This is a genomic window from Paenibacillus sp. FSL F4-0236, assembly GCF_038000135.1.
In the GTDB taxonomy this organism is placed as follows: Bacteria; Bacillota; Bacilli; order Paenibacillales; family Paenibacillaceae; genus Paenibacillus_AQ.
The window spans coordinates 4,790,798-4,817,237 of record NZ_JBBOBK010000001.1; the positions used below are offsets into that span (position 1 = coordinate 4,790,798).

At 42.6% G+C, this 26,440-nt stretch carries 25 protein-coding genes and 5 tRNA genes; 4 read left to right on the plus strand and 26 right to left on the minus strand.

Features of this window, described 5'->3' with window-relative positions; translation table 11 throughout:
- Nucleotides 1-12: 12 nt before the first annotated feature.
- The 12 genes from NSQ29_RS21495 to NSQ29_RS21550 all read right to left on the minus strand — a co-directional run bounded on the left by NSQ29_RS21495 (nt 13) and on the right by NSQ29_RS21550 (nt 9,746).
- Nucleotides 13-2,271 (minus strand): hypothetical protein, encoded by a 2,259-nt coding sequence (locus NSQ29_RS21495; protein WP_341126038.1) that lies wholly within the window; start codon nt 2,269-2,271, stop codon nt 13-15.
- A gap of 60 nt (nt 2,272-2,331) precedes the next feature.
- Nucleotides 2,332-3,006 carry a TadE family protein gene (locus NSQ29_RS21500; protein WP_341126039.1) on the minus strand — a complete coding sequence of 225 codons (675 nt, stop codon included), beginning with the start codon at nt 3,004-3,006 and terminating at the stop codon, nt 2,332-2,334.
- On the minus strand, nt 3,003-3,191 hold the full coding sequence (locus tag NSQ29_RS21505) for a Flp1 family type IVb pilin (protein WP_341126040.1): 189 nt from the start codon (nt 3,189-3,191) through the stop codon (nt 3,003-3,005). Before NSQ29_RS21505 ends, NSQ29_RS21500 begins: the two co-directional genes overlap by 4 nt.
- A 13-nt stretch (nt 3,192-3,204) precedes the next feature.
- Nucleotides 3,205-4,080 carry a type II secretion system F family protein gene (locus NSQ29_RS21510; RefSeq protein ID WP_445739199.1) on the minus strand — a complete coding sequence of 292 codons (876 nt, stop codon included), beginning with the start codon at nt 4,078-4,080 and terminating at the stop codon, nt 3,205-3,207.
- A gap of 10 nt (nt 4,081-4,090) precedes the next feature.
- A complete protein-coding gene (locus NSQ29_RS21515) occupies nt 4,091-4,894 on the minus strand; it encodes a type II secretion system F family protein (protein WP_341126042.1) in 804 nt (267 codons plus the stop codon).
- Between the two features lie 22 nt (nt 4,895-4,916).
- Nucleotides 4,917-6,158 carry a CpaF family protein gene (locus NSQ29_RS21520; protein WP_341126043.1) on the minus strand — a complete coding sequence of 414 codons (1,242 nt, stop codon included), beginning with the start codon at nt 6,156-6,158 and terminating at the stop codon, nt 4,917-4,919.
- The gene (locus tag NSQ29_RS21525) at nt 6,151-7,314 is read right to left on the minus strand and encodes a hypothetical protein (RefSeq protein WP_341126044.1); all 1,164 of its coding nucleotides are present in this window, start codon (nt 7,312-7,314) and stop codon (nt 6,151-6,153) included. Before NSQ29_RS21525 ends, NSQ29_RS21520 begins: the two co-directional genes overlap by 8 nt.
- 187 nt (nt 7,315-7,501) lie before the next feature.
- A complete protein-coding gene (locus tag NSQ29_RS21530; RefSeq protein ID WP_341126045.1) occupies nt 7,502-7,936 on the minus strand; it encodes a DUF6526 family protein in 435 nt (144 codons plus the stop codon).
- A gap of 36 nt (nt 7,937-7,972) precedes the next feature.
- Nucleotides 7,973-8,221, minus strand: a complete 249-nt coding sequence (locus tag NSQ29_RS21535) for a hypothetical protein (RefSeq protein WP_341126046.1) — start codon at nt 8,219-8,221, stop codon at nt 7,973-7,975.
- Nucleotides 8,222-8,289: 68 nt separating this feature from the next.
- Nucleotides 8,290-8,844 carry a copper amine oxidase N-terminal domain-containing protein gene (locus NSQ29_RS21540; RefSeq protein WP_341126047.1) on the minus strand — a complete coding sequence of 185 codons (555 nt, stop codon included), beginning with the start codon at nt 8,842-8,844 and terminating at the stop codon, nt 8,290-8,292.
- Between the two features lie 110 nt (nt 8,845-8,954).
- Nucleotides 8,955-9,374, minus strand: a complete 420-nt coding sequence (locus NSQ29_RS21545; protein WP_340974479.1) for a thiol-disulfide oxidoreductase DCC family protein — start codon at nt 9,372-9,374, stop codon at nt 8,955-8,957.
- A 93-nt stretch (nt 9,375-9,467) separates the two neighbouring features.
- A complete protein-coding gene (locus NSQ29_RS21550; RefSeq protein WP_042124803.1) occupies nt 9,468-9,746 on the minus strand; it encodes a hypothetical protein in 279 nt (92 codons plus the stop codon).
- A 339-nt stretch (nt 9,747-10,085) separates the two neighbouring features.
- On the opposite strand from NSQ29_RS21550, the gene NSQ29_RS21555 reads away from it, so the two are divergent.
- Complete coding sequence (locus NSQ29_RS21555; RefSeq protein ID WP_341126048.1) at nt 10,086-10,565, plus strand: glutathione peroxidase; 480 nt, start codon at nt 10,086-10,088, stop codon at nt 10,563-10,565.
- Between the two features lie 175 nt (nt 10,566-10,740).
- On the opposite strand, the gene NSQ29_RS21560 is transcribed toward NSQ29_RS21555, so the two are convergent.
- Both NSQ29_RS21560 and NSQ29_RS21565 read right to left on the minus strand, forming a co-directional pair.
- A tRNA-Leu gene (locus NSQ29_RS21560) sits at nt 10,741-10,823 on the minus strand.
- 83 nt (nt 10,824-10,906) lie between these two features.
- Nucleotides 10,907-11,272, minus strand: a complete 366-nt coding sequence (locus NSQ29_RS21565; RefSeq protein ID WP_076298363.1) for a helix-turn-helix domain-containing protein — start codon at nt 11,270-11,272, stop codon at nt 10,907-10,909.
- Nucleotides 11,273-11,502: 230 nt separating this feature from the next.
- Between NSQ29_RS21565 and NSQ29_RS21570 the strand changes: the two genes are divergently transcribed.
- Complete coding sequence (locus NSQ29_RS21570) at nt 11,503-12,126, plus strand: hypothetical protein (RefSeq protein WP_076284053.1); 624 nt, start codon at nt 11,503-11,505, stop codon at nt 12,124-12,126.
- Between the two features lie 75 nt (nt 12,127-12,201).
- On the opposite strand, the gene NSQ29_RS21575 is transcribed toward NSQ29_RS21570, so the two are convergent.
- The 11 genes from NSQ29_RS21575 to NSQ29_RS21625 all read right to left on the minus strand — a co-directional run bounded on the left by NSQ29_RS21575 (nt 12,202) and on the right by NSQ29_RS21625 (nt 18,029).
- Nucleotides 12,202-12,284: transfer RNA gene (locus NSQ29_RS21575), tRNA-Leu, on the minus strand.
- Nucleotides 12,285-12,290: 6 nt separating this feature from the next.
- Nucleotides 12,291-12,362 (minus strand) — tRNA-Glu (locus NSQ29_RS21580).
- Between the two features lie 440 nt (nt 12,363-12,802).
- Nucleotides 12,803-13,261, minus strand: coding sequence for a DinB family protein (locus tag NSQ29_RS21585; protein ID WP_341126049.1), 459 nt, complete (start codon nt 13,259-13,261; stop codon nt 12,803-12,805).
- A 464-nt stretch (nt 13,262-13,725) separates the two neighbouring features.
- Nucleotides 13,726-14,094 carry a hypothetical protein gene (locus NSQ29_RS21590; protein WP_341126050.1) on the minus strand — a complete coding sequence of 123 codons (369 nt, stop codon included), beginning with the start codon at nt 14,092-14,094 and terminating at the stop codon, nt 13,726-13,728.
- A 44-nt stretch (nt 14,095-14,138) separates the two neighbouring features.
- Complete coding sequence (locus NSQ29_RS21595; RefSeq protein ID WP_341126051.1) at nt 14,139-14,744, minus strand: class I SAM-dependent methyltransferase; 606 nt, start codon at nt 14,742-14,744, stop codon at nt 14,139-14,141.
- 48 nt (nt 14,745-14,792) lie between these two features.
- Nucleotides 14,793-15,218, minus strand: a complete 426-nt coding sequence (locus tag NSQ29_RS21600) for a GNAT family N-acetyltransferase (protein WP_341126052.1) — start codon at nt 15,216-15,218, stop codon at nt 14,793-14,795.
- A gap of 606 nt (nt 15,219-15,824) precedes the next feature.
- Nucleotides 15,825-16,016, minus strand: a complete 192-nt coding sequence (locus tag NSQ29_RS21605) for a hypothetical protein (protein WP_339245606.1) — start codon at nt 16,014-16,016, stop codon at nt 15,825-15,827.
- 96 nt (nt 16,017-16,112) lie between these two features.
- Nucleotides 16,113-16,574 carry a CDI toxin immunity protein gene (locus NSQ29_RS21610; protein ID WP_341126053.1) on the minus strand — a complete coding sequence of 154 codons (462 nt, stop codon included), beginning with the start codon at nt 16,572-16,574 and terminating at the stop codon, nt 16,113-16,115.
- A gap of 377 nt (nt 16,575-16,951) precedes the next feature.
- Nucleotides 16,952-17,040: transfer RNA gene (locus NSQ29_RS21615), tRNA-Ser, on the minus strand.
- 7 nt (nt 17,041-17,047) lie between these two features.
- A tRNA-Asn gene (locus NSQ29_RS21620) sits at nt 17,048-17,123 on the minus strand.
- A gap of 153 nt (nt 17,124-17,276) precedes the next feature.
- Nucleotides 17,277-18,029 (minus strand): MBL fold metallo-hydrolase, encoded by a 753-nt coding sequence (locus NSQ29_RS21625; RefSeq protein ID WP_341126054.1) that lies wholly within the window; start codon nt 18,027-18,029, stop codon nt 17,277-17,279.
- Nucleotides 18,030-18,155: 126 nt separating this feature from the next.
- On the opposite strand from NSQ29_RS21625, the gene NSQ29_RS21630 reads away from it, so the two are divergent.
- Nucleotides 18,156-18,587, plus strand: a complete 432-nt coding sequence (locus NSQ29_RS21630; RefSeq protein WP_149645207.1) for an Lrp/AsnC family transcriptional regulator — start codon at nt 18,156-18,158, stop codon at nt 18,585-18,587.
- Between the two features lie 200 nt (nt 18,588-18,787).
- Here NSQ29_RS21630 and NSQ29_RS21635 read toward each other — a convergent pair whose 3' ends face one another.
- Entirely contained in the window at nt 18,788-25,594 is a 6,807-nt protein-coding gene (locus NSQ29_RS21635; protein WP_341126055.1) for an S-layer homology domain-containing protein, read from the minus strand.
- A 203-nt stretch (nt 25,595-25,797) separates the two neighbouring features.
- Here NSQ29_RS21635 and NSQ29_RS21640 point away from each other — a divergent pair, with 203 nt between their 5' ends.
- The gene (locus NSQ29_RS21640; RefSeq protein ID WP_042124771.1) at nt 25,798-26,436 is read left to right on the plus strand and encodes a pentapeptide repeat-containing protein; all 639 of its coding nucleotides are present in this window, start codon (nt 25,798-25,800) and stop codon (nt 26,434-26,436) included.
- The last annotated feature ends 4 nt before the right edge of the window (nt 26,437-26,440 follow it).

Sequence of the window (26,440 nt, forward strand, 5' to 3'; positions counted from 1 at the left end):
ACCAACCTCCTGCTAGTATGAAAAATCAGCCTGCACTGCTCTCATATATGTACTGCCTTGCACTTCTCCAGAATACCCAGCGCTATAATCCAATAGCTTCACAACACCCGGTAGAAACCATAGTCGCATTCCAAGCTTAATATTCGATGAGACATACGTACTTCTTTCATCTGGATTTATTCCTGTGTTCAGTCGAATGAGAGCCAGCATCCGAGATAATTGAACATTCCCGCCTCCATGCAGCATCATGAACAGACGCAAATGATCACGATAAGTCAGCTGGGCCGGTAAATATTTAGACAGTGGTATGGAATCTTTCTCACAGAGTAACAACATATCCTGAATAGCTTGCTGGATCCCATACAACAGTGCTGCGGCCAGAACAGCCAATGGGTTTCCTAAACTTGCCTTCTCAATAAAACCTTCCATCGTTCGAATAGACAGCCGCATGGCAAATATTTCAGCATACGCTGCGGCTACATTTCCAGCGGGATTATGAAATCCATAAAGAATGTATTCCAGCTCTTGCGCTTGAGGATTAAGCTGGTCTGTAAGTTCGGCTGTGCCCTCAGAACCTTGTGCTAGAGTAGCTAACTTGGAAACATCAAAATGTTGAAAATAGAGAGCAGAATACTCGGTTTGAAAAAGTCTATCTCTAGCCCCTCCCATAATGCCACCCATCGCTGCATAGATTCCGTCCATATCCTCCATCGCCGAACTCCCAGCAGTATACGGGTTAGTGCTTACTTCAGATTTAACAAGTGGATCTGATACTAATTCCTTATTAAAAGCAATATTCTCCTCGTAATATTGACGAAGTGTATCATAGCTTTTCAGAGAATCTGTCACTCCGTTACCCATCATTCGAATCTTATCAAGCAATGCTTTCGCTTCACCCAGCTTCGATTTTGCTTCTCTCTCCAATTGCTTACGCTCTTTATCCGAGCTACGGTGCTGTTCGATTAAAGCCAAATCACTAACGATAATACTTCCCTTCTTACCGTAATTCTGTAGATAGTTATTCACTACGCGTGAAGCTTCAAGAACAGAAGAGATCATTTGATAGGAGTCACCATATTCACTCAAAGCTTCATACAGCACACCCGACATTCCTGTTACGATAGGTTCAATGGCCTCGTAAGAACTTTGCTGCATAGATATACTATTCTCCATCTGACTTAGATCAGTTGAGGAGAGAATCAGTGCATCTTCCTGCTCACGCAGCTTTTTAAGCGGGTCTGAGCTTATCTCTCCTGAGCTCGCCGGAATATCCCAGTCATTAGCAGGATCATTTGATAGATCCACCCCCTCCATTCGTGACTGTTCCAATATATTTCTCATCTCGTCATTCAATTGCTCTGCCTTCTTTAACGCTTTATTCGCTCCCTCCATTGATCTTTCATGGTCTTCACGAAAAGCTGTTAATAAGGCAGGAAGCCGCGATAACATTTCAGTAGTTCGACTCCGGTAGAGAGACAATTGATAAGTGTACTTTGCAGGCTTTTTACTATCACGATAAAGATCATCGTAATATTTCCCAAGATAGTCACTATACTGTGCGGGAATATCCGCCGCCGATTGCATACTTCCGAGTGAACTGGCAGAAATGGACTCTGCAGGCGGATTCATAATCCATTGAAGTAACCTTCTTCCACTCTCCGCAGCCAGGCTTCTCTGCTCTAACATAAGATCCAAAGCCTCTTCTCGCTCGTCATATAACGGCTGTAGCTTACTGAGTAGTTCAGTAGCCCGTGAGGCCTCTGCCATTACTCCTGACATCGGCTTGAATTTACCTGCCAATTCCAAAGCAAAATCCACCGGAGCCTTATACTTCATTTCCTCCAGTATTTGTCGACTCACAACATCATAGCTACCCAGCGGCCTGCTCCATTTCAAAGACGACGATTCCAAAGCGAAGGGTACAAGATTGAACGCGTCACTCCTACCACTTTTATGCATATTATCATTGAGTACCTGAGACAGCAGCATATCCCCGTCACTCTCTCCAAAGGCGAATAAACCATACTTTTCTCGTAGCTCAACATCGTAAGATGACATTACAGAGCGAACGCTAGCCCTCGCTAAACGTTCCTCCTGAACATTGAAGGCAGCAATCCGCGCATAGTCAATCAGCACAGCGGTAAATAAAAAGACGAAAGCCAGTACCATAATTAAAAAAATTGAGACTGAACCTTCCGTTTTGACTTTACCCTGCCTCTGTTTCTTTCGACTCTTACCGCTAACAAGGCAACTGGTAAAGATGCTCCTCATCAAAACCTCCCTCCTTATCCCTACCTTCAATAGATACAAGATCCATTAGCAAGGAAATATTCACTTATCCTGAAGCTTGGTCATCATCGCGGATGCATCCTTCTTCTCCATGTGGACTCCAGACCCACTAGTACCCTCTGAACCTCCCTTGAACTTAGCCCCGAAGTAACGCATCAGGTCGACCGTACGGATAAACTCAACAGGCTCAGCGATGATAGATTGAGTTTTTACAGTTGGCTTTGCCTCATCAGACAAAACTTCATCAAGTACAGGTAAGTGCAGTAGACGATTTAATTCAGCACTTACTTTCCGTCCTGCAAGTGAATATGCGTAGTTCAAATTTCCCGGCATATTATTCGGAATCATAGAGGACGAATGTCTAAGTTTAAGCACTGGTAGATCACTTTCCTCTGACACTTCACCAGGTAGCTCTATTGTCGCGCCATCACTTCCAGCTTCTCCGCCGAATAAAGAGGCTAGCAAAGCATCGTCTCCAATTCTCCAATAAAGGGAGTCATACTCACCGGCAGCATAGGAGCCAGAAACCTCTTTATGGCTGTTGTCCCAATTGTAAGCCGCACGCTCAGTAGTCCCTGAGGCCACTTGCAGGAGCATAGACTTCTGGTAGCTATACAAACAGAAGAACAGAAGAAGCATTGTAATACACATGACCATTGGTAGTAGAATTGAAGCTTCAATAGTAAAGCTGCCTCGATCGTCCTTAAGCTTTTTCAATCGAATACTTCCTGGCTCTTTTCTCCCGCAGTTTTAATCAAAGCCTCCACTACTTCCTGAATTTTGTCCTTAAACAAAAGAACGACCGCAATCAGCACTGCAATAATCAGAATCATTTCCAGTGTCCCCAGACCTTCCTCGTCCTTCCAAAGATTCTTCACACTACCCAACATTGTCGTCATCATTTGTTTCACCCTCCTACATTTTTAACATCATGAATGCTGGTGTTCCCACCAGTACAATTACTATTAAAAAGATAACTACCATCGGAAAGACTAGTTTAGAGGAAGCTTGCTCCCCTCGTGTTCGGCTGATAGCTTTCCGTTTATCCCACAGCATTCGCGATAGATCGCGTAGCGATAACACAAAATCCGCTCCACCTCTGCGATAATTCAGAAGAACCGTCGTCGTGAACAACGATACCTCCTGCACTGCACATCTCTTGCTAAAATTCTCAAATGCCTGCTGAAATGAATACCCGCCTTCCCATTCACTGGTCATGATTCTAAGCTCCTTATACAATGGGTGATTAACATCACCCCGGTGGCTCTCCACACAGCGGATAATCGCCCGTTGCACGGTCTCACCTGCTCCTACCAGCAATACAATACTGTTCAGAAGTTCTGGTAGTTCGAGCATAATATTCTGCTCTCTCACCCTCACCTTTTTATGTAAATCACTCACCATAGCAGCTGGTAGAGCTACCGCCAAGAAAAAACCTAGAATCAGACCTGTCTGATCGCCGCTAAACCCTGTGATCAAACTTCCACCCACAAGCAGCAACCAACTATAGCTAAGCATCTCACCCATGAACAACAGGGTCCGTTCTGCACTGTAACGCATCCCATAACTTCGCTGCAGGGAACGTTGAATCCTGAACATCAACGATGGAAAACGACTGGCAATGCCGGTTTTCTCAATGAGCAGCAGCAGCGGTTCACCCAGCTTCCGAAGTCGTAATCCTTCCATAGGAAGTTCTCTTAATCCGTCATATCTTTTTCCGCATTTAATTCGTAACAGAGCCCAGACAACAAGTAAAAATATAGTGACTACTGCACATAGCCATCGCATGATTTCATCCCCTTCACAGCGGAATGTCCATTATTTTAGTAGTCCAGAGATAACATAAAAACAAAGCTACTGATGCAAGCGTCGATATGGCTATACCCGCTCCTGTGTACATGGGCTGCATGTAGTCTCCTGCAGTCAAACTCATAAAGATCACCATAATTAGTGGAGATATTAACAGCGCTTTCGCTTCGAATTTCTTCTGTGAAATGCTTACAGTAATATCTTGCTGAATATCCAGCTTCTCTCCAATAATCGTAGACGTACGGCGCACTACTTCTACCAGATCACCGCCTGTACGTTTACATACAGTGAACACGTCAGCGAACCGCTCAATATCTTCCATTCCTGCTCTTTCACTGAAATCCCGAAGCGCTTCCTCCACTGGCTGACCGTATTCCATGCGCGTACAGATAATATTTAGCTCCGAGATCATATCGCCGCCCCCCTCCGGGTCCAGCATACGTAAGTCTTGGACCGCTTCCCGGAAAGCATTTTCGACCGATCGCCCTGCTGAGAGTGAGGAAGACAATGAAAATAACGTCTGTTTAAACTGTAAATTAAGCATACTCCGGCGTCTTTTCAGCAAATAATTACGCAGCATACGAGGTGCATACAGCCCACCTGGCATAAGTAGTAACGACAGTATCCAATGATGATAAAAAAGATATCCCACTCCAAACAGCAGCAAACCACCTACTGCAATAGCCAGAGTTTTCTGTATCAAGGTCAACTCATATACCGTATAATCCGGCAATAATGAATGGCCTCTGGAATCAGCTTTCTTAGGCTTTTCAGCAGCAAACTTAATCTTAAACATTACCTCTTCCCCCTTTTAGAATTCAGAATCCAGCCTGTGATAACGGATAGGAGGTCACACCAGCCATTCTAAGCTTTGCTGTATGCATAAGCGGGTTTGCGCAAGAAACCAGCCCTCCTTGTACCCGGCCCTCTCGTTCACCGGACTCTCGAAATTCATATAGAGGGTTCAAGACCACTTCTCCATCTTTCAGGCCTGCAACCTCACTAATCTCCATCACTCGCCTAGAACGATCACGGAGCCTGGATAAGTGTACGAATATATCAATCGCCGATGAGATTTGCTGACGAACAACCGTTACCGGCAGATCCGCAGCACTTAACACCATCGTCTCCAGTCGACTGACCATATCGTGCGCGCTGTTACTATGCCCTGTGGACAAGCTTCCATCGTGTCCAGTGTTCATCGCCTGTAGCATATCGAGGCATTCCGCTCCCCGTACCTCACCCACAACAATTCGATTGGGTCTCATCCGCAGCGAAGAACGAATCAAATCTCGAATGGAAATCTCCCCTTTACCTTCCGTATTCGCGTTCCTAGTCTCCAGGGAAACAAGATTTGGCACCGTTACAATCTGTAGCTCAGCAGAATCTTCTATTGTGATGACCCTCTCCTGTGAAGGGATAAACTGAGATAACGCATTTAGAAAGGTGGTCTTTCCCGAGCCCGTTCCCCCGCTTATAAAAATGTTGTATTTAGCAGCTACTAAGATTTGCAGTAGCTCTGCTGCTTCCTGACTTAAAGCTTCATGACTCACCAATTCATTCATCGTCATCGGCTTCTCCGGGAATTTACGTATGGTCATCGCTGGTCCCTTCAGTGAGACTGGCGGAAGTACAATATTCACACGGGATCCATCCTTCAACCGGGCATCAACGATAGGAGAGGAGTCATTTACTACCCTGTTAACACCGGATACTACCGTTTGGATAATGTCCTCCAGCCTGCTACTGGATTCAAATTCCAAAGGAAGACGACGAATCTGACCCTCCTCTTCTATAAAAATCTCAGTATGACTATTGATCATAATCTCCGTGATCGCCGGATTATCCACTAATGGCTGAAGCACATCCAATCCTCGGAAGGAGTCAAATAGTCTCTTAACTAACTCATGCTTCTCCTGTGCTGTTAAGTAACGGAGGCTTTCACTTTCTAGAATCGTTCGTTCGATAAACCCAGTAAGCTCACGGTTTCCAACTGCAGAAGTCACATCAAGCCCTGCACGAATCTCACTACGCAGCGCCCTGAACATCTCCTCATTCATGGATATTCTTCCCTGTAAAAACTAATGGGAGTGCTGGCTCTACAATCCGCTTGCACAACTGCAAGATCTCCTGCTGAAATTGTGGAGAGTTCAAAAAGAGCTCCTCACGGTGTTGCAGCGTCCATGATGGGATAAAGGGACATACGCCTTCAATGATAATTCCTTCAGGAGGCACCCACTCTTCCAAACGATCCACTGCAAAATTCACTACAAATTTACTCTTGTCCATCACATGGGGGGACATGCCAGAGTTAGGAGCGGTGCAATGCGACAGCCATCTCATAGTCTTATACATGCTTACATCATCATTTTTCAGGACCCAAAGTAGAACCCCACTTCGCTGCAGCACAGCTTTCGCACGCTCTTCCTCGATGCTGCCGGTGTCCACAATAACAACATCAAAGTTTCTCTCCGCAACCAGCCGCTCTAACAAATCCAGCGTATCTTGCAAAGTCATCTGCAGCATTTCCTTCACATTAATAACTGGTCTGAAAGCAGCAGTTCGGAGGTGATCATATCTAATGAAGTATTGTCCTAATTCAATCGTATCCGCTTCATCCTTGTCTCGATTAGCCTTTATTTCATATAGCAGTCGCTCTAGTCCAGCCGTATGACCTGTAGGGATTCTGAGAAACAACCCACTGCTGTCTACACTCTCAAGGTTCAGATAAAACACCGAAAGGCCCATTTCACCAAGCTGCTTCGCCATATTCAATGCTATCGTTGTTTTGCCCATGTTGCCGCTAGCAGAAACAACCCCCAGCAACAGCGTTTCATCTAGCACAGAAGATCCTCTACCTCTCTGAACTTCACATAACTGGAGAAATGCTCCCAGGAGGGAAGGAAGCGCCTGATATTTGGCAATCATCACTCCCCCTCCCAGGCTTTTAGAACTCTTACCGAGATAACCTCCATCCTCACTCAAAACTGCCCATGGAACCGTGATTTTCCCCTCTACTAGCCAAGCCTCGATAAAAGAAGAGTCCCCCACAACAGCATCCGGGATGTCCTCTCCCCTCATAAATTCGATAAAAGCATCCATTCGGCTAAAAGCCGTAATACGCAGCATTTCTCCGTACTCGCTGTGATGAAGATAGTGCAATAATGGTTCGATATATTGACTTTCACGCACTGCGAGCACAATCCTTGCCGCCATGAAACCACGCTCCTTTCGATAAGAAGAAATCCATTATTTCCTCAAAAAAAGACAGCAAAAAAAGCACCGACAATAACCGTGGATACGGTAATTGAACGGTGCTTCCGTTACTATTCCTTTAATTTACAGCTATAGTAGCATATATATATGAAGGCAGCAATAAGTTTTTTCGCACACTAGCTGGATACTACACTCTCATCTTATCTTCGCGCCAGTTTTTAATGGCAGACCGAATATCAGCAGGAATGAGCTTCTCCTTCACCGCCCGTTGACACAGTCCTGGAAACTCATCATCACCCGCATAACGTAGCGCTATAATTTGGGCTATTTCAAGCTCTGGGCTCAAAGCTTCGCCTGTCAGACGGAAATAGCGGAACTGCTCTTCCACTCTCACCACGCGGTCCTGATTTTTTGTCGCATATATACGAATTCTTGTAATCGCAAAAAGTAAGCATAAGGACATCACGAATAATAGCAATGGCACCGTTAAAGCACCATCATCACGTATCTCTTGAACAGCATAAATCGCCGACCACACAAACAAAATTAGCGCAAGCGGCATCGTCACAAAATGAAAAGGCCAATCAAAACGCATAAATCCCTTGGGCTTGCCTTTATTCATAATTCATCTCCATATTTAATATGACTTGTAGAGCGCTTAAAGCTCCGTCTCGCCGGGAATAGCCACGATAAAGGGCTTGTTGTTCTCCCAGTTCAGCGACTTCCCTGATACTTTAGTCGTTCCATCCGCATTAACGATTCCGCAAATAATCTGACTTCCCCATACACTCGTATAATAATAGGCATAGGATGGGGCTAAAACAGGGGCTTTACCATATTCCTTTGCAATGGGGTGTCCGAATATCGCGGTAAAATCTTTTTTATCAGCCTCTTTCGAATTGTCCAAATCTGCTTCCCATACGACTGTTCTAATGTTGTCTTTAATCTCATAATACGATACAAAATGCCCATAGATTATGAAATATCCATCAGATCTGCCTTCAGGAAATAATACGACATAGACAACGCTTCATTATCACCCGTTAATTGGGACGGTTCTCTTTCTTCAACCGGGAATTGTAAAGCAGCAATGCGGGAAACTACCAAGTCCCTACTATTATAATTCTGCACAAGCTTCGCATTTGCACGTTCCTGAACCCAGACAGTATTCGTAGTAGCATCTACCGTTACTCTTGCTCCAAGAGCTTCCGCAATAAATCTCAGCGGCACTGTAACTCTTCCATCCATGATGCTAGCAGGTGCATCCAGTTGTACAGATTCGGAGTTCTTCCACGCCGTTCGAGAACCCACAGCAAGCATAATCTTCATGGAGTCTCTAACGATCGTTACTTGCTTTGTACGGGCTTCCCACTGAATAGAAGTATTCTTGAAGCTCTCAAAAGCCTTCAGCGGAACCATCGTCTGTCCAGAGACGATTTGCACGCCATAATTCACGCTCGAATTATTCACCATTACCTTGAGCTTAGCATCTGCGGATACCGTTCCCATCGTACCTAAAGAAACTAGCATAACTATTAATAGATAAAGCCCTGCCTTTCGCAACATCCCTTCGCCCCTCGCTAAATGTCCTTAATTATACCAAATTATGGTTACATTATAACATCTAGCCAAATCCCAGATTACAAAAATCTTTGTTTAATCTCCGGTGTTGGGAGTAGACACTGCTCATCGCGCCCGAACCAACGGTAACGATTCCTTGCAACATAGCGGTAGAGGGTATTCCGTATTGGGCGCGGCACTATAATGAAGATATACGCAGCAGGCCAAGGCCATCTCAATCTACGTGCAATCCGCAGTACAGCAGCCGACTCTGTATAATACACACCGTTCTCCAGCAATACAACTGTGTTCAACTGCCCAGGTTGGAGTCCAGCCTCACTCATTAGCTTAGCGGCAATTTCACTTTGTAAAGGGGCGAATAGAAATTTAGCCTTGGGATCACGCGGGATGATGAAACGAATCAAACCTTGGCAAAGATGACACACCCCATCAATCAACACAATGGACTTATTTTGCATAATGTTCAGCTCCTCGTTCATAGCTCCCCCTCCCTATAAAGATAAGTGTATCGCATATTTTGGGTAAACAAAAACGCGGGATAGAATCCCGCGCCAACATGTACCGTTCTTTAATTATTCAGCAATTGCCTTTTCAATCCATTGATCACCGATCATTTGTCCTTCGAAATCAGCAGTGAATGCCTCCATGCATTTACAGATGAAATCTTTGCGGCAAATTGGACATGGAGTTTTAAGCAGGCGGCTGATGTTCGTCATTTTCCATTCCGGAAACCGATTATAAAACGCACGGCACTCCGTTCCATCAGCAAGCTTGATAATGAACTCGTACAATCCTTCCTTATCGTTGCTGCTGGCTTTGGTCACATTCGTAATATTCGGTCTGTAAGACATCTTCATCACCCATTATTTAAATTTTTGGTTGTAAATTGCACACGCAACATATTCTCAGATACTTAGACATATTAAAGAATTTTAAGAGTGATGTCAACCAAAGACGCCTAACACGGAGGCTATTTATTGCTCTTTTCTGATCAACGCCTTTATTCAGTCATTATTTCCATAAAATATATACAGATACATTTAATTTATGATCATTCATTTTGCTGTGATTTGATAAACCGAATGGGCGTTAATGGTTCATAGAATTTTCTTATTTGGCTCCCCCTCATAAATAGTGTACAATTAAATTGTGATAAATTAATATTGGAAATTACAAAGGAGGTGGCATCCATGAGTATTTATGATTTTGAGGTCAACACTCTTCGTGGTGCAGAAGAATCATTGTCCAAGTACAAAGGTAAAGTACTCCTTGTTGTGAATACAGCTAGCAAATGTGGGTTTACGCCTCAGTATAAAGGGCTTCAGGAAGTGTACGAGAAATTTAAGGATCGTGGATTTGAGGTACTTGGTTTTCCAAGCAATCAGTTTGCTGGCCAAGAGCCTGGCGCAAGTGATGAAATTGCAGAATACTGCGAGATTAACTATGGGGTAACCTTCCCAATGTTCGAGAAGATTAATGTAAAAGGTGATGAAGCACACCCATTATTCAAATACTTATCAAAGGAAGCACCTGGTGTTCTAGGCTCAAAAAGCGTGAAATGGAACTTCACCAAGTTCCTGGTAGATCAAGAAGGCCGTGTCCTTAAACGTTTTGCTCCTAAAACTACTCCTCAGCAGATCGAATCCTATATCTCCAAGCTTCTGAAATAATCCATTCAATAAGAAATTTTAAAAAAGGATACTGGCCACATCACTCAGCCCACTAAGTGATATGCGGTCAGTATCCTTTTTGTCATTATCCAATATACGAAAATACAGCTTTCCGATTGCTCGTTAAGCATAAAAAAGAAGCCTTGCATCGCAAGGCTTCTTCCGTCATTCTGTATGCGGTAGAGAGGACTCGAACCTCCACGGGTATACACCCACTACCCCCTCAAGATAGCGTGTCTGCCATTCCACCACTACCGCGCGGTGAGATAAAACATAAAACTTTGTTTGAGGTCAACATTCATTATTATAAATGTACTTCCCCGAAATGTAAAGGCGTTGATTTAAGAATTTTCGTCGGCCCATTTCTGCTTACGATATTCAGTGAATGCTAGGTATTCTTTAATGAATTCCTTTTCCTCTGGAAGCAATTCATTCGTTCGATCTTCATTCAACTTCACTTCTCCGAAATCATAGTCCTCATTGCTCTCTTTCAATATTTCAGATGTATTTCTACCTAAAATAAGCCAGTCCAGACTTACATGAAAAAAAGCGCCGATCTCAATTAATTTATGTGTTCCCGGAGTAGATTTGCCCCGCTTCCAATCTCCCATATTACCTGTGCTTATATTTAACTGCTCGCAGAATGATTTCTTGGTGAGACCTTTTTGCTTAATTAAGTACTCTATACGTTCGTATATGGTCTGCATCCGTAAACCGCCCTTCACAAAAAAATAAAAAAAGACTTATTTAAGTAATTATCTATTGCAAAATAACGCAAAAAAGTATATAATTGGTGTTACTATGTATTATCCGATTATATCATATGGCTAGAGTGACGATAAGAGGCGACTCAGGTGACAAGTGTCTGATGTAATGCCGTCTGACCCCCTTAATTAACATGTCATCCCGAAGGATCTCTAGGAGGGAGCGGTGACTTTTGTCAAAATGCTTATCATCTTCCATTATCCATTCACTTGAATATCTGCCGCACAATGCAGTGGTCATCAACAGCCAAGGAGTTATCCAGTTCACCAACAGGAAGTGGAAAGCATTTAGTCATGAATACGGCCTCTCCCCTCACAAACAATGGATTGGAGCTTATTATTCGGAGCTTCTGCAAGATGTGATCATCGATTCCGATCAATGGGCCAAGCTTTATGATTCGGTGAAAATTATACTCCGCAGAGAGCAACAGATTTATACCTCTGAGTTCATCATACAAACCGCCTATAAAGGGACGCGTATCTTTCGTTTGGAAATCTATCCGCTGCTCTCTGATTATTACCTAGAAGCTGCTTTTATAATTTCTCTATATGATTTGGGTGTATTTATAGAAGGAACTAAGATGTCGGGGATCACAAGCATCTGTTCGACATGTCAGCCAACACAAGAGTTAATCCCCATCTGCGCTTCCTGCAAATCCATTCGAAATTCTAAGGATGAATGGATCAACATTGAACATTTTTTAAAACATCAGCTTTCTCTGCAATTCACCCATGATATTTGCCCAGACTGTGTCAGACAGCTCTATCCCCAATATGCAAGAGCCTTCAAGAATTAATCAACTTGTCTAACCCTATAAAAAAAAGTAAGAAAACCTCTGCGAAGCAAAGGATTTCTTACTTTTTTATTTGTATGCGGTAGAGAGGACTCGAACCTCCACGGGTATACACCCACTACCCCCTCAAGATAGCGTGTCTGCCATTCCACCACTACCGCATAATATGACCCGTATGGGATTCGAACCCATGTTACCTCCGTGAAAGGGAGGTGTCTTAACCCCTTGACCAACGGGCCTTAGCAAGGTTGTCTAACGTGACAACAAAAATTATGATACCAGAAATAATAAGACATGGCAAGCACTTTTTTTTCACACCACTTCAGCCTGTAGCATTCTTCGATTCTTCAATCATCTCTATCCATCTCTATATCCCAATCAGATCTAATTCTGACCTTTATCTCCTCATATTGTTCCCTGGAGTGCTGTGTATCTCATGAACATAAAGAAGCTTCCTTCTAGGACCATGATCCTCGTAACGAATAAGTTCAATAGAAAAATCTGCGCCACAAGACCGTTATAATAAGACATATCCCCTTGATGTGTAAACGAAAGTATAGCTGTCTGTGTAAGAACGAGGGATATTTAAGAGGCTGCTAGATTGGATATAACATTTGTCTCATTGGTACATACAAAAAAAGCTTGTTCCCAACCGATAAACGGAAGGAGAATAAGTTGTTCATATTCTCCCTTTTAATTCCAATTCTTTAATCTGCATCATATGATGTCGGTCATGCGATATAAAATCCTTTAAATAGGACTCAAAGGAAAACCTTCCGTCAACATATTTTTTCGAGTATTTCCCCTCTTCAAGGCTACTTATACAATCTAATAGTAAGTTACGATACTTCATAGTCAATTCTGTTAATTCGTCTTTGGTTTTTGTCTTACCATATGTAACAGCATCATTATTGAATTGATCGAAATCAATAAGTTGAAGTGTTATCGCTTTATCACATGCTATCGGTTCTATCGTCGATTCATAGAAGTATTTATCCCACAACAAAATATGACTAACAACATCATGAATGGTCCATTTTCCTTCAGCGATGGGTGTTTTCCAATCTAAATCAATAATTTCTAGAACAAATCCATTCCATTCCTTAAACTGATTTAGCAAGTCTGATCTGTTATTCATTGGCACATCTCCTTTTTTAGTAAACATCTTTAACAGCATTTATTAATACTCTCTTGATACATTATCTCAATAACAAACTGTTATATGGGTACTCTCACGGTTTTTTTGAAAGCTCTATTAGTGCATTTTTTGCCGTAATTGAAGAATATCTTGGTTGATTTCTTTACTATGATTAAAGAGTAGATGTTTTTCAAGGAGCAAGATAATATCATCAAAGTACGGCAAATCATATCCGAAATATGGATCCAAGTACCTGTCCAAACAAAATAATAGACCTCTCTTTTCAGAAACATCTTTACGATTCAAAAAATCGTTGATTGCAGTCACTCCTGTAATTATGATATCTCTATGTTTCTGCGTATAAGTTACATAACTACCATCTCGTTCACCAAAAAAAAACACCTCTTTTCTAACTTATCCAGTTAAATATGCCCTTGCTATATAATGTAAACCAACTCCTCTGACTACAAATTATGCTTCCTTCCAATTTCCCACTTCATAAATATATTTATATCACTTATCGCATCTAATATTATCCCTCTATGGATTTCGTTATATCTTAATTCTTTTAAAATGATTGGTTTTACTAGTCTCTTATCTAATCGACCTTTAGTTCTTGCTATATGCGCCAAACCAAAAATTGAATTAGCTCTCACTCTTGCATCCTCATGCTGAGCTAGTTTAATACATATATCCTGAGCAAACTTCCAACTATGATGATAAAGACCAACTGAAATTGGCAAGTAAATTAGTTCTTCTAATTCTTGTCTAAATAAAATCTCTCTGATTTCATGATCGGTATATTCTTCTATATGTTTATAGATACGTTTCATATCTATTAACTCCTAGAGAAACAAATTTAGGTTGAATCATATCTCTATTTTATATATATGTAATCGATAAACCCTTGTCGTATCCATTCGCCTTCAAACTTTCTTTCAAGCACTCGATCTTCTTTATATATTAATTGCATATCAGAAAACATAGAGTCCGCCTCATCATAATCATAATAAGAGTGAATTACTAATTCATCATCTTCCATTTGCTCATACTGATGTTCTCCTAAATCAACTCCGTCACCGACTCGAAAATCCTTGATAGTTAAAAAATTAACAAATAATAAGCCACCAGGTTTTAGCACCCGTTTCAATTCATTTATCGCTTCTTTCACATCTTGTTTTTTCATATGAAAAATAGAATTATAAGAATACACAAAACTCATCGACTCATCGTTTAATGCCAACTGTCTCATGTCACCCTGATGTATGTTTAAATTCTGCCCTCTTTCTGCTGCGAACTGATTAGCTCTGTTCATTTGTTCAACATTCATCTCTATTCCGTATGTAGCGTATCCATAACTCGCAAACAAACTTAGTGGAGGAGTATCTCCTCCTGCCCCACAATCTAATATGGTCTTTTCCATGCCACTTTCATTACATAATGCCAAAAATCTATACAAGGGTATTTGTTTAAAAAGCTCCACAGTTGTTTCTCTCCTTTGATTTTAGGTTTATGCCTTCCTCAAGCCACCTTAATCATAGCTAAGATCCTTCTTGTAGTAAAAGTGTTTACTTCCAAGCGGAGCATCTTCGATAGTTGCAATTACTTTATATCCATACTTCTTATAAAATTCGGGCGCTTGAAAACTGAATGTATCTAATTTGATAAAAGTACATTTCTTTGCTTTGGCAACTTTCTCTGCTTCTTCCAATAATCTTTTCCCGTAACCTTGACTACGATAGTTATCGCCCACCCACAAAATACCAATTTCCATCCAATTCCAACATATCGCACTGTTGATACCGGCAACAATATCTCCGTTATCATCCTTCAAGCATAAATTTATCTCCTCATAAATGCCGTTTGGTACTTGTTTAGAGTTAAATTCAATAAGTTTTTTTCTGACGTAATCTGTTTCTTCATTTGTGCTATAAAATATCTTAGGATTAATCGACATAAGTTCCTCCTGATGGTTTATCTCTAACATTTCGACTAACGTTTCTGAGTGGTTAACCACTCTATTATAAATAGTAACCTATCTCATTTAAGTGACCACTAGAAACCCACAAACCAGGATATTGAATTCTCAGAATTTTGATCAAAGTGATTCATTTAACGATCAATACCTTCTGGTTTTAAGGCTAAATGAATTTGTGACTGTAGTCCAACAATAAAATTATAATATGGCATTATAAAACCCTTTCAGATTAAGTCGTATGCCATATGCATTTCTGACGTCCAAGCCGCTTCAGTTGCGTAGCATCGGTTAATTTACAAAGCAGAAATACGACGTTATCCGCAGGTTAATTCTGCTTTGATTACGCCTTTATAATGCTTGTTCACCTTTTGGTTATTTCCTTTTTTCAAAGCTCAAAGACGCATAGAATTCATACAAAAAAACTTCACCTTGCAGATCCTATGAACTTTATGTGTTTTACGTAGGTAGCCTCGCAGGGTTATTCTCCTGATTCAACTCTATTCGAAATTCCTTGAGTGGACCATCAGTAAGACTACGATGCGTAGACGCTATGCTATCGAAAGTTTCTACTTCAATGAAACACTCTCAAATTTTCTTATCAATTATATGTTTGTTGTTCTTAATTTCTGTTCTAAGCATTCTAATTTCATCAATTAAAACATCCATTTTTTTTGACATATTTGATCCATCAATTGCACTTCGAATTATTAATATAAACATTGAAAAACTAAATAATAAAAGAAGAACTCCAGATATTATCAATAATATATTATCCATTAATTACGCTCCCACAGATGTTTTTTTATGATCGCCTTTTTGATCATGAATATAATTCGTCTTGCTGACGACTTCATGAATCACATAAACAATATTTCAATATTTTTTATGTCCTCTTATTACTCCATCATGAAAGATCTCAATCACAAATTCATTTGGTCGATAAAACCATATATCTGGTGAGACCGCAGTTATATTATTTAAGTTCTTTAATGCAGATTCTAACGTAGTTTGTATAACTGGATTTTCGCCATGACTCCACAGTACATACATCTCATTTGATCTATCAATATATCTTGTGTTGTTTTCTATTACTTCTGCCGTTATTTCTATAAAATCATAATTTGACCATTCGATTCGACCATAAAATGTGATTTCATACTCTGCACTAAAATCTTTATATATTTCCTTTGATTTCTCTGAACTAAATATAAGGGTCTGCTTTCCAAGAGTTTGTATGCATTCATCAAACAAAGAACTTGTTATAATCTTTTTATTCTTTTTGTCTTGATGTTGTAATAGATATTGAAGTCGATCCTGCCTATGTTTGGTATCCATGAATTTTCCTCATTTCAAATTTTTTCGTCAATCTCCCACAACTCCAAACTACCACTCACCTAATCATCTGTTCCTATACAGTCTAATAGTCTCTAGATTCAGGATACCACTGATGTATTTGATGCTAAAATCGATTTCTCAAACGTCTTCTATTTTGCGTATACTTCAGTAAACTTTCGCCTTTCTCACTCTATTTACCTTCCAAAATATAGAATATAATCACTGATAATTCAGATTAAAAAAGACAAATCACACATTCGTGTGATCTGTCCCGGTACTTCCTCAATTCCATATATATCACATTTAGCAACCGAAAATAATTTTACGTAACAAAAAAAGAGCCCCCATAATGGAAGCTCTTCTTATGTAATTCAGAACGGAGAGAGTGGGATTCGAACCCACGCACCGCTTACGCAGTCTAACCCCTTAGCAGAGGGTCCCCTTATAGCCACTTGGGTATCTCTCCATAAAAATGGCTCCCCGAACAGGACTCGAACCTGTGACAACTCGATTAACAGTCGAGTGCTCTACCAACTGAGCTATCAGGGAACATTAGAAGTAAATTAGAAGTGAACATGAATTAATTTATCATGATTTCAAGGTCTAGTCAAGCAGGTAAAATAATTTTTGTGATCGTTTTCAAATTCATGCATTATTTCTGCCATTAGCTAGATTTAAGAGGGGATCACTCCCCCCTTTAGTTTATACGTAACACCATTCCCCGTCTTGCGGAAGCTGTACTCGATCCTGTAGCTCCTCCTTCTCCAAGTGAGCTCTTAGCTTATCCCTGGTAACAAGGCAATGGTTGATGGCGTCCATGTGTACAGCGATCACCTTAGTAGAAGAAGCATATTCGCATAAGTCTACGACATCCTGCTCATTCATTGTGATATGACCTCCAGTTAAAAACTGCGCTCCACCAGCATTAACGATCGTCACCTCAGGTTTAAAGGCATCGAGTGCAATCTTCACCTCATCACCCCAAATCGTGTCTCCTGCCAAATACACAACTGGTTCGTTTTCCGCCTGAAAGACAAACCCGGATACCTTCCCCATCAGCTTGCCAATCTCTCCGGTTCCATGCTGTCCACCGGTACGTGTTATAGTTACTCCTTGGAATGTCAGCTTATCGGTGATTTCCGAGACGTTCTCAAATCCCTGCTCTACTAGGGTATCCCTGTCCCCCTCCTGACAAAATAACGGGAGATTATGCGGCAGCAAGGAAACGGCAGCGGCATCCCAATGATCTGGATGAAGATGCGTGACTATTATTGCATTAGGATTCAGCCATTTGTCTACTGATCCCGGTAACGATACAAGCGGATTCCGACGGTCATTTTCCGTATTAAAAATGGGAGGATTAGCGCCCTGCTCACTCAACATAGGATCAATAAGAAATGTACTTCCCCCATACTCCATCCATAGGGTCGCGTTGCGAATATGCTGTATTTTCATCGTAAGCCCTTCTTTCTTTCAGATATCTTCTGCTACAATTAATTATAGTTGGACCTTGAAACAGAATACATTGAGATTGGAAAGAGATTGGCCTGTTCTACTTTCACGCAGAAAGGATTTTAAATAATGACGAGTTCTTATTCCATAGATGATGTGGATTTTCGCATCTTACAGCTTCTAATTGATGATTCCACGATCAGTCACAGAGACATTGGGCAGCAAGTGCATATGACAGGCCAAGCAGTGGGTGCACGTATTCGCAAAATGCAGGACACCGGAGTGATTGAAGGCTACACCGTCCGCTGGAATCCAGATAAAGTTGGTGAGGCGATCAATGCCTTTATAACGGTCTTTCTAGGTTCGAATACGGTACATCCAGCCTTTCAAACATTCGCAAAGCAGCATGACAGCGTAAAAGAAATGCATCGCGTCAGTGGAGAAGGCTGCTATTGGATACGTGTTCGTACGGGAAGCCAAGAGGATTTGAATAACTTTCTCGACGAGCTGCTAAAGTTCGGAAATTACAGAGTCAATTTGTCGATGGGGAAGCTTAAATAAGGCTGTATCGCCTATGAGGCCGCTATCGGAGCCAGTTGACCTTTTACGCAGCATAATCGATTATTTGGCATACTAACGGACCCTCTAGTCGCTATTGGCATGAAAATAACCAAATATGTTCTGGCAGACAGCCTTCGTCCAAAAAACGCAGAGCAGCTATTCTCCAATTACTGGAGAATAGCTGCTCTTTTAGTAGAAATTTAATTCAATAATCCGGCAGCTTTAAGTAATCTTGATAGGATCACGGCTGCCTCTGCACGGCTAGTATCATTACCAGGTGCAAAGCTATCTGCCGATTGGCCTTTCATGATTCCTTTTGCTGTTAAGACATTCACAGCCTCTTTAGCCCAAGAAGAAATAGCAGATGAATCTGTAAATACATTTGTCGCAGGGTTAGCTCCCAATTCTCCTGCTCCAAGGTTTAACAGCTTCAGTGCCCTAGCTGCCATAACAGCCATTTGCTCCCGTGTAATAGGGGCGTTCGGACGGAAGGTTCCATCCTCATAGCCTTGAACCAGTCCTAAGGCTGCCGCAGCTTTGGCGTCTGCAGCATACCATGATAAATCAGACACATCACTGAAGGTCTTCGTTGTGTTCGCAGCGGCTAGGCCTAAAGAGCGAATTAGCATAGCTGCGAACTCAGCACGACTAACGGAATTCTGAGGTGCAAAGTTATCTTTGGATTGTCCGGTCAAGATCAGTCGACTGGCAAGCGTTTCGATCTCGTTCTTTGCCCAGTGTGAAGAAATATCTCCAAAAGTTACAGGATGTTGTGCAACGAGGAATATCCCGCTAGCACTGCTGCTCTTAACAGTAACCTTGGTCATCCCGCCTACGATCTCGAACAATGCAGGTACATAACGGAAGGAACCCGTCTGCTCATCGTATATAAGAACTACTCCCGTCTTCGCATCCAGTACTTCCTTAATCATAAATGTACGCTCTACATACGTAGTACCGAAACCATTAGTAGGTACAGTGGTTTTGCCATCTGTAACCTTTAAGGTGATACTGGCCGGAGTTCCGTGTACAATAAAGCCTTGCTGCTTAGCCTTGGCAAGCAGTTGTTCCAATCCTTTTCCACTTAGCGGACTTAGCTGAAACTCTAGCGTGCCTGCCGGCATTTGTGCAGCTTTCAGCACGCTCTCCACGAGTCCTAACGGAAAGCGATAGCTCATATCGCCACTGGCAATGACAAGCACCGCATTCGGGCTAAGTGCTGCTGCATCGCGTAAAGCTTCTGCGCTAAAGCGAGCTATACCCTCTCCGTTAGCTGAAATCTCGATAAGAGCTTGCCCAGCAGTCGCCTTAGCTTTTAGCTGCGCATCATGATTAGCAGCTGGTGTTGGCGTTGGTGTAGCGACAGGTGTAACAGGATTTACTGACCCCGCCGGATCAGGAGTACTCGATGGTTCAGTCGGATCCACAGGATCCGTCCCACCATTAGGTAACACCACCTCAACTGTATACACCCTCTTATTATTGCCAACAGTTACCGTGAAGTCTGTGCCTCCCGCTTTAACTCCATGAATACTGTTGTTTGTAAAAGTAGCAATGTCACTGCTCACAACATTAAATGTAGCTTGTGTAGTAATATCCGCTCCTTCTTTGTCCAACACCTGAAGAATAGCTGACTTTCCTTGTTCTAGTACAACAGGTCCGCTCTGTCCATCTGCTAGCTTGATGGAGAAAGGTTTAACAGCTGTGGCTATCCCTTGATTCTGTTCAATGATGCTAAATTCAGGAGATGCATTGAACAGGAGGTTCATCCGTTCACCACGAATAATCAAGTTGTCGACGAGCAGATTTCCTTTCAGCTCCTTTGTAACCTCAATCCCGCTTGTGCCCGCTCCGTCAATCACGTTATTCGTGAGAACCACGCCATCCATATTCAGATTACCGTGGGCAATCAGGCCAGAATAGGTGCTGTCGAGCGCCATATTGTTACGGATGAGTACTTTTCCTTTTAGGTCGCTCTCACCAGCGTACAGCCATAACGCACCGAGGTTTACCCCGTATCCCGAATCATAACTACCTGTGCGAAGCAGTGTATTCCGCTCAACGATTGTTGTTCCTTGGAACGGCTCTGCGGAGAAACGGGTAGATACAGCGATCCCGGCTCCGTTAGTCACAGTATCTTTTACCACGTTATCTTGAACTTTGTTATCTTTACCACCAAAGACCACAATGTTATCGGCCAACCATGGCAGTGAGACGTTATTAAAACGTGCCGTATTGTTATAGCTAAATGTCCGTTCCGCGCCATTCACTTCATTCAATTTGGCATCTGTGAACGACCACATCGCAATACCATCATCCCCTGGATAGCGGATGTCACTTTGTTCCATCATGCTGTTGCCAGTTCCTACAGCAAAGTTAATTCCATCCGCCATCAGATTGCGGATTCGAAGACCTGCCATATACAGACCATTCGTGCGAGCCTTCTCACCAATAGGTTGTGTTAACCACAAGCCTGCTTTGGTATGTTCAATCCATACGTTCTGAATGACCGAGCCTTGGCCAAAAGCACCATGGAAGGCGTTAGTGAACGCTTCATCGTCCCGTACATTAATGCCACCTTCAATCAATAGATCGTATACACCAACCTTACCACCGTGACCGTAAAATTTGGCGCCATTCAGAACCGTATACCACATGCCTGCTCCACGGATTTCGGCTGTATCCAGATCCAGCAGACCCTCTCCGACATTAAAGGTACCTACCGGGAACCAAACCCCTTTCCCTGTTGCCTTCGCTTCGGCAAGCGCTGCCTTAAAGGCTGCGGTATCATCTCCCTCATCATTGGCTACCGCTCCAAAATCCGTTACAGAAATAAAGCCGGCAGGGCGAGTCAACTCAGGGGCTACCTGCTCCATATCCACCAAGTCGATGACGTATGAAGTCGCTTGGTCTCCTGTTCCTTTCTCTAAACGAATGGTTGCTCCGGCAGGAGCATCGCCAATCAGAGCATGAATTTCATCAAAGAAGCGATGTCCACTACCTTGACGAGGATCATTTGACCATGGGTAGCTACCATATTCCCAAGCATATTTTGAAGTCAAATTAAGCTGTTTCTTAACTCCATTTACATATAGAGTCAATGTTTCTTCAGCACCAGCACCATCCGAACTGTCCGGAATGGAATAGCGCAGAACAATAGAATTAGCTGCTTCTGCAAGCTTGAACTCTATATAGTCCCCAGTATTCTTCAAGGCGACGGCTTGTCGTCCAGAAGCCTCAGAAGCCATAGTGCGATATTTCCGCGAAGGACCGATTAGTGTTCCGTTAGTCACTGCATCCTCAGCTTCATAGCTAATATAAGGAACTGTTGCCCCGCGGTAAACTTTGTTCACGCTATTTTTTACTGTCAGGCTATCAATGCCTACTTTATTCCAATCGATATTGTCGTTGCTTAGAGAAACGGTGTTGATTCCTGCACGCAGCTGCAGCTTCACCTGTACAGTCTTCCAAGAGGAAGTCTTGACCACGTTAACTTTATCTGATTCCTTCAGGCCGTTCACCTCAAGCAACAGATCTGTTACATCACTGGAAGTATTCTTGTAACGAACAACGGCATCATATTCACCGGCTTGCTGGGCATTAACTGCAAACCGTATAACATGATCGCCTTGGAATGCTTCTCCTCCTGCATAAATCGCATCTGAAGGGATAGGCAAGAAGCTCCAAAGAGTGCTATCGGTTCCCACAGCAGAACCAAGTTGAACCGCCGATGCGCTGTGAGTAAGAAAGCCCGTTCTATCAGCACTTAGCAGGAGGTTGTAGCCTAACTTCTCTTCCAGCGTCCACTGGGAACGTTCTGTTTCCCCGGAAGATAACAAGACGACTTGATCCCCTTCATTTAAAGAGAGATATTGCTTCGTCTGAACATTCATTATGCGTTTACGTCCATTTACATCCTGAACGATCCACTGGGAGTGAGCCGTCTTATCAGAAGCTTCTGCATATACGACTGCCCCTTCTTTTTCTGCCAATACTTTGCCAGTCGTCCCTTTCGGTACGATTGTTATAATGTTGGTATCGTTCTGAACTGGAGTTGTTGTATTGTTGTTGCGCAGTTCTCCAGACGGAGTAGTAAACTCCTGTGGAGCTGCTTCAAGCTTCCATTGAGCTGAGCCGTCACTCTCTAGTAGGAGTGCCCGTTCAGCATATCCTGTCTTATTCGCAATGTTTATTAATTCATCGTCGTACTCTCCATAGAGACTACGAATGGTGTAATTCGTATAATCCGAGGCCAAGCTTACTTCCCATGCAGATGCTCCGTCTATAGCCGGTTCCGCATTACTGCTCTCCAAGTAAGAATAATCCCCATTCACTGTTAAATAATGACCGGTTGCTCGGTTAATGATCGTCTGTTTGCCATCCTGCACAGATATATTCCAATGCGAGAATCCATTGTCTGCTGACGGCTGTCCGTACAGAACAACTCCATGCTCATTTTCATATAAATACTCCCCACTGCTTGCATTCTTAAATCTTATAGGGTAAGCAGGGATCGGTGGCTCAATTGCTTCAACGGCTTCAGCGGCAAAATGAGCACTGTTTCTATCCGCTGCATCAGGAGCCTTACTGATCTTTATAATCGGATTCCCATTCTCGTCAGAAGCCCCATACATATAGTGGCCAGCCCATCCACTCTTGAAAGTAGTCAGACCTGAAGGCTGCATATCCACAATCCACTTAATGCTGCCCCATACATCATAGACGGTTTGCAATGTCTGAACGGCAACATTAGGCTCAATCTCATCTACTGCACCACCTATATGCTCCAGGGAGAGGTAACGTCCAGTACCTTTATTTTTAATCTTCACAGATCCATTGCTGCCAGCTATTTCTTGCAGCTGCCAGACAAAGGTATCGTCATTCATATCAAGTGAACCATAAGTAGCCTGACCTACTGTTACATCCTCGTTCACAGCAGCTAAAGCTACAGGATTTGGATCAGCGGTTGCAGATTCCGACTTATCCAGCGGCACCACTGCTTCAGTGTCCTGCGAATCATAGACAGCTTCGGTGACAGTCTTAGATTCTAGCAATTTCTCTAGTACATCTGGAGAAGTCAACAAAGGACCATCCTTAAGATATTGATCCTCACCATTTACAGCGTCTAGTTTGAAGCGGAACAAGTCCGGCTTTTTCTCAGTAACGGTAACAAATCGCCACTGTGGGCTGCCCCAGCCTGGATTTATCACACCATACTCGGCGTATTTAGTGAGATTTTGAAGTGAAATAAACTTCTCAGGGAATTTATTAGGTTCCTTGTCGAGAACACTGCTAATTACGTATGTGTTGTCGCCAATATTTTTGCCTGTCCATATAAATTCCCGCTCCACATTATTCCTGTCTGGAAGCTCAGTGACCTGAATATGGCCATCTGGCATGTTCACTGTGTTAATGTAATGGCCTGTTTTCTTATTCTTGAATAGCTTGCGGCCATTATATTTCTCCACGAGCCACTGATCGGAGCCATCCTTCTGCATATTTCCATACTTCAAGAGGCCGTCAGCAGACTCATACCAATAAAAAGACTTCCATCCATTTTGAATTCGATAATATGGAATGGTTCCATCAGTCGGTGTATTGGGATCTAGAAGCTGCCACTGGGCGCTCAAGGAAGTCGCATCCCCATTTGCTCCAGCATTACCTCCACCCAAGGTAGAGATATAGATGTCTTTGCTCTCAACATTTTCTAGTGTCAGGTAATCATCATAATCATCAGAATCTTTAAATTTCCACTGATCCGATAGTTGACTTTTACTGATCTCTACAGCCTTGGCTGTGCCGTCAGTGTATGAAATATAATGATTAGTTTCCGCATTACGGATACGCTTATTGCCATCATAATCCTCTACATACCATAGATAATCGGATGAATCTGCATCCTCTAAAGCCATAACGCCATGCTTAAGCTCGCCGTCTGCAGCTTCATATAAAAAATCTGTAGCTACTTGTGCATCTGTATAAGTAGCCAATCGTACCGGCTTAAATTCAGAAATTGGCACGATGCTCCACTGCGCACTTGGATTAGAGGCTGATCCCGGCCAGCCGTTAGAGCGCACGTTATTGTCATCGTTGAATTGTGGATTTAGCCATAACGGACTCCCACTATCAGTTAAACCACTGTTACGAAGCGTAATAAAGCCTGTTCCATCTGGATCTGGTGCACTCTCTTGGAACCACTCACTTAGCTTTACATTATTCATATCGATTTCTTGCGAAAAAACTCCTGCCCAAGTCTGCTCATTCTGCTTAATATAATGACCCGTCTCACGGTTACGAATCATCAACGTTCCTTCGTCCGTTCCCTGATCAAGATACCACTGGGCTGCTTCATTTTTCAAAGGCTGTTTGCCGTAGAGAACATTTCCTTTTTCGTCCTCATACATTACCTGACCGGGACGCATCCGGCTTTCCAGCCTTACAGCTACTGGTACTGAATTCAGATCAATAAAAGCCCACTGCGGACTCTCAAACGTAATATTGATATCCGAGCTTACTTGCGCGTAACCAAGCTGATTCTCCTCGTGGATAACCAGTTTACTCTCTGGCACTGTTGCGCTTCGGATGATCATATATCCGTTTCTATTGGAAGTATCGATCAACCATTGATCCGTAACACTTCCTGATCCTTGTAGATCTGCCGCCTTAAGCGTATCCTCTTTGCCGTTATTACCAGACATTGTAATGTAGTGGCCCGTCTTCACATTCTTAATTCGTGACAGACCATTTACCGTCTCCACTGTCCAATGCGATGATGTGTCCGCTGGATTGGTCATGCCATAACGCACGATACCATCAGACGTTTCATATAAGAAATTATTTTTCCACTTATTCTTGATGAGTACCGTCCCTGATGGAATTTGCCCTGCGCCTGTTCCTCCAACCCCTTCTGCTCCTACGGAACCGCTACCGATTCCCATCACAGGCAAGCTTGAGAAAATCAGCAGCATCGCGAGCAGACCCGCCATCGCGGACCTGAATCTTTTCATAAATGTGCCCCCTCTACCTAATATGGACTTCCCTTCCATCTTAAGTTGGCAACGCTTACAAAACGATGTGTGATTTTATCCAGAAAAAGGTGTATTTGTACGTATCTCCCGAAAGGTCTGAGCGCTACTCAAATTGACAAATCTGCTGAACCCTAAGATAGTTAATTTAATTAGAAACGAGCATTCATTAAATGGAGGTACATATGAAATTCAAAATGGATTCACCAAAAATATCAGATCCAGACGCCCTACTCCCTGAGCAAATATACTCGCTGCAAACCAAAGATGAATTCAGTCGTTGCAGCATAAGCGATACAGTTATTGATAATCAAGAGGCGAATAAAGTCAGCTTTGATCAAGTGGTTTTTAAAAATGTTACGATTATCGAGTCGTCCTTAACTGGGATTGAACTGATGGATGTAATTTTTGAGCGATGCGATCTATCCAATGTGGATTTTACGAATGCAATTATTCATCGAACCGAATTCAGGAACTGCAAGCTCATCGGTACGGACTTCACAAGAGGCAGATTCCAGAATGTTCGCGTGGTAGATTGTATCGGGGATTTCGCAACATTTCGAATGGCTAATCTGAAGCAGGTTGCTTTTGAGAATAGTTCATTGATGAGCTCTGATTACTACCAATCGAATTTCCAGAAAGTCAGCTTCAGCGAATGTAATATTGATCAAGCCACATTGTCAGGATCAAAGCTTAACGGGATCGATCTTAGTGACTGCGAGTTTAGTGGCTTGATCGTGGATATACAAGATTTGGAGGGATGTATCATTTCGCCTCAGCAAGCTGTTTCCTTTGTTGGATTGATGGGTCTGGTTATAAAATAACGGG

Coding starts and splice junctions, on each gene's coding strand:
- NSQ29_RS21545 (WP_340974479.1), bottom strand. CDS start 9,374: ATGAACGAGGAGCTGAACATTATGCAAAATAAGTCCATTGTGTTGATT.
- NSQ29_RS21515 (WP_341126042.1), bottom strand. CDS start 4,894: ATGTTTAAGATTAAGTTTGCTGCTGAAAAGCCTAAGAAAGCTGATTCC.
- NSQ29_RS21520 (WP_341126043.1), bottom strand. CDS start 6,158: ATGAATGAGGAGATGTTCAGGGCGCTGCGTAGTGAGATTCGTGCAGGG.
- NSQ29_RS21540 (WP_341126047.1), bottom strand. CDS start 8,844: ATGCTAGTTTCTTTAGGTACGATGGGAACGGTATCCGCAGATGCTAAG.
- NSQ29_RS21640 (WP_042124771.1), top strand. CDS start 25,798: ATGAAATTCAAAATGGATTCACCAAAAATATCAGATCCAGACGCCCTA.
- NSQ29_RS21550 (WP_042124803.1), bottom strand. CDS start 9,746: ATGTCTTACAGACCGAATATTACGAATGTGACCAAAGCCAGCAGCAAC.
- NSQ29_RS21495 (WP_341126038.1), bottom strand. CDS start 2,271: ATGAGGAGCATCTTTACCAGTTGCCTTGTTAGCGGTAAGAGTCGAAAG.
- NSQ29_RS21505 (WP_341126040.1), bottom strand. CDS start 3,191: ATGATGACGACAATGTTGGGTAGTGTGAAGAATCTTTGGAAGGACGAG.
- NSQ29_RS21565 (WP_076298363.1), bottom strand. CDS start 11,272: ATGCAGACCATATACGAACGTATAGAGTACTTAATTAAGCAAAAAGGT.
- NSQ29_RS21625 (WP_341126054.1), bottom strand. CDS start 18,029: ATGAAAATACAGCATATTCGCAACGCGACCCTATGGATGGAGTATGGG.
- NSQ29_RS21525 (WP_341126044.1), bottom strand. CDS start 7,314: ATGGCGGCAAGGATTGTGCTCGCAGTGCGTGAAAGTCAATATATCGAA.
- NSQ29_RS21605 (WP_339245606.1), bottom strand. CDS start 16,016: ATGGATAATATATTATTGATAATATCTGGAGTTCTTCTTTTATTATTT.
- NSQ29_RS21555 (WP_341126048.1), top strand. CDS start 10,086: ATGAGTATTTATGATTTTGAGGTCAACACTCTTCGTGGTGCAGAAGAA.
- NSQ29_RS21610 (WP_341126053.1), bottom strand. CDS start 16,574: ATGGATACCAAACATAGGCAGGATCGACTTCAATATCTATTACAACAT.
- NSQ29_RS21600 (WP_341126052.1), bottom strand. CDS start 15,218: ATGTCGATTAATCCTAAGATATTTTATAGCACAAATGAAGAAACAGAT.
- NSQ29_RS21585 (WP_341126049.1), bottom strand. CDS start 13,261: ATGAATAACAGATCAGACTTGCTAAATCAGTTTAAGGAATGGAATGGA.
- NSQ29_RS21590 (WP_341126050.1), bottom strand. CDS start 14,094: ATGAAACGTATCTATAAACATATAGAAGAATATACCGATCATGAAATC.
- NSQ29_RS21635 (WP_341126055.1), bottom strand. CDS start 25,594: ATGAAAAGATTCAGGTCCGCGATGGCGGGTCTGCTCGCGATGCTGCTG.
- NSQ29_RS21530 (WP_341126045.1), bottom strand. CDS start 7,936: ATGAATAAAGGCAAGCCCAAGGGATTTATGCGTTTTGATTGGCCTTTT.
- NSQ29_RS21630 (WP_149645207.1), top strand. CDS start 18,156: ATGACGAGTTCTTATTCCATAGATGATGTGGATTTTCGCATCTTACAG.